The organism is Desulfosarcina cetonica JCM 12296 (genome assembly GCF_001311845.1).
GTDB classification, from domain to species: Bacteria; Desulfobacterota; Desulfobacteria; order Desulfobacterales; family Desulfosarcinaceae; genus Desulfosarcina; species Desulfosarcina cetonica.
In genome coordinates this window covers 1-2,336 of record NZ_BBCC01000392.1, presented here as the reverse complement: position 1 = coordinate 2,336, position 2,336 = coordinate 1, and the positions used below count along the sequence as shown (strand labels likewise).

The following is a 2,336-nucleotide window of genomic DNA, read 5'->3' as shown; positions in this document are numbered from 1 at the left end:
CTATCTTGACTTTTGCAATTACTGCGTCTGCCCGATAGCCATATTTTTCTGAAAACACATCACGAAGCTCGCTGATCATTATATCAACAAGATTTGCAGCAACAACAGCTGATGGCTTGTCGACCTTTTCCTTAAGCCTAAATTCCTTCCCAGGATGTATCAAGTTTCTATAATTCCTAACAACGGATGCAATATCCTTGGTCCTGTCGGAAACAAGGTTATTTTCTACTGCTATATCAATCAGTTTGCTTAGAGGGGATTTAAGTATTGTGCTTGAAGAATGTTTTTCAGCTAAAAATACAAGAAAGAAATCTACCAAGATGGCTTCAATGATACTGCCGGCTAAAACTAATACAGACTTAAAATTACCAGCGTCAAGGCAAGATGTCATTTCACGCTTGTCTCTTTCAAGCATATTGCGAAATGTGTCGTTACTAATAAAATCGAATTCGCTCATTAATTTCCCTCTATCGTCTTATCTCGTGGTAGGAACGCCGGTCACCCGGCGCCCCCCACACAGTCCCGGACGTGCGGTTTTCCCGCATCCGGTTCTTCGGTTGGACTCGCTTCCGCGCGGATCTTCACAGTTACCCGTTACAAGATCCAGTTGCTATTCCCCGCAGTGAGGTTGGCTCGTGTTATCCAGCCCTACATGTCCGGCACGAGTTTCCTTTGCGGGCTGCATCCTTCCGTCAGGTCCTTTCCCTTGCATGTATCACTGACACATGCGTGTGGCTGGCTTTCCCAACCTCTGAGTACTATGCCTGATAAGACACCCCAATGGCATATAGCCGCCTTGCGACGACCCACCTGGATCGAAATCACGCCAGGAGCGCAATGGGGCTTCCCGAGTTCTACAGCGCATCTCTTCCTGCATGCCACGGCCTGATGACTCCGGCGGACCTCCACATCCTCGCCAAAACGGATGCTTCTGTGTTGCCTTCGGCGCACGTTAAAACCCTCGGCGTCCGCAATTTGCATTTCGAAGCTGTACCAGCACTTCAGGGAGCGCGGTCTCCCCTACGGCCTACAGGATTCTCTGCCTACGCTTAGCCCATCTTGTTCGATACCCTACTCCATTGATCGTTCAGCGGGGTGAGGCCTTCCGCGAATGGCACCGGTTGCCCGGGTCGCGGCTCGTTTCCAGCCAACACATCGGCGTCCAACACTTACAATGAGTAGAAGGTATCTCCGCCATGGACCAAGGCTCGATACGGGTGGGTGGCTAACCCCTACAGAAAGCCATTACTGACTTTCCTCCCGGCAGGGACTTTCACCCTGCAAGATACGCCGAGCTTCGCTCGGCGCGATAACGCCAAACTAAGGGGCCGGGAAGGGACCAGAAAAATGTTCAAAAGATCTTTTGAACTTTCAAATAAATACAATCGTTCAAAATGGCACCGCTTTTCCCGGTCCCGCTTAAGTGACAGGTTATAAAAAATTCATTCCTCACATCGATGATAGCTGTTATTCCACTCACCACCATGATCAAGACAAGAATCAATTTCGATAAACTTCTTCAAATGTGGTACAGAAAACAGAATAAGAGCAACAATAAAGCCTATAACGCATTTAACCTTTATTCTTTTGGCATTATCCTTTAGTGCTAAAAAAACTGTTAATGCTATAGCAATAAAACCAATCCCATAATAGAAATGCCGCATAGCCCTGTATGCCCAAGCTTCTGGGTAATCATTTGGTGGGCCGCCCGATACCCAACCGCTAAAAGCTGCACTATTAAGGTAAACAGCAGCTATAGCTAAAAATGCAATTGGTAAAACAATTCTAAGAAATCGCTTCATCTTTTATAACGCCTGCGTCACGGGCGGCATGCTCCTCGCCGTCCCGTGGACGCGGAGGTTAAATTCAGTCGTTGCTATTATACTGTTTTAACTCTATATAGGGCAATTCATTTAAATTATAACCTGACCATTCTTTATTTTTCCTTTTATTCACGAATGACTCAAAACGGTTTAACAAGGTCATGATAAAATCTCTTTTTGACAATTCAGATTTGACCAACATTTGTTCCGTATAAGGATCAGAGATTCTCAGAAGGAATGAATCTTTTGCATCTTTAGATAAAATCATTGCCTCGACCCTTATAATTTTTCCTTCTTGATCTATTTCAAATTCTGATGGAAGATCACCAACACATATATCCTCAATCCAGTTGAAAAGGTCTGGAAGCGGATCAAATGCAGAACTTATGCTAATCTTTATTATTTTTTCAGGTAAATTTAATCTTAATAAAATCCATCCATAGCCATCATCATAGAATGAAATTTGTAGTGGTCGTTTCTTCTGTTTTTTAGACATAAGTGAATTTAACGCGG

General features: G+C 44.6%; 3 protein-coding genes. All 3 read right to left on the bottom strand.

Annotation, left to right across the window (positions count from 1 at the left end; genetic code table 11):
• Positions 1-457 (bottom strand): hypothetical protein (locus tag JCM12296_RS34230; protein ID WP_157068178.1); only part of this gene is annotated, 457 nt, incomplete at its 3' end.
• A gap of 985 nt (positions 458-1,442) precedes the next feature.
• A complete protein-coding gene (locus JCM12296_RS39480; protein ID WP_155320783.1) occupies positions 1,443-1,802 on the bottom strand; it encodes a hypothetical protein in 360 nt (119 codons plus the stop codon).
• A 64-nt stretch (positions 1,803-1,866) separates the two neighbouring features.
• On the bottom strand, positions 1,867-2,336 hold a 470-nt coding region (locus JCM12296_RS40755), incomplete at its 5' end, for a hypothetical protein (protein WP_218188434.1).

Coding starts and splice junctions, on each gene's coding strand:
- JCM12296_RS39480 (WP_155320783.1), bottom strand. CDS start 1,802: ATGAAGCGATTTCTTAGAATTGTTTTACCAATTGCATTTTTAGCTATA.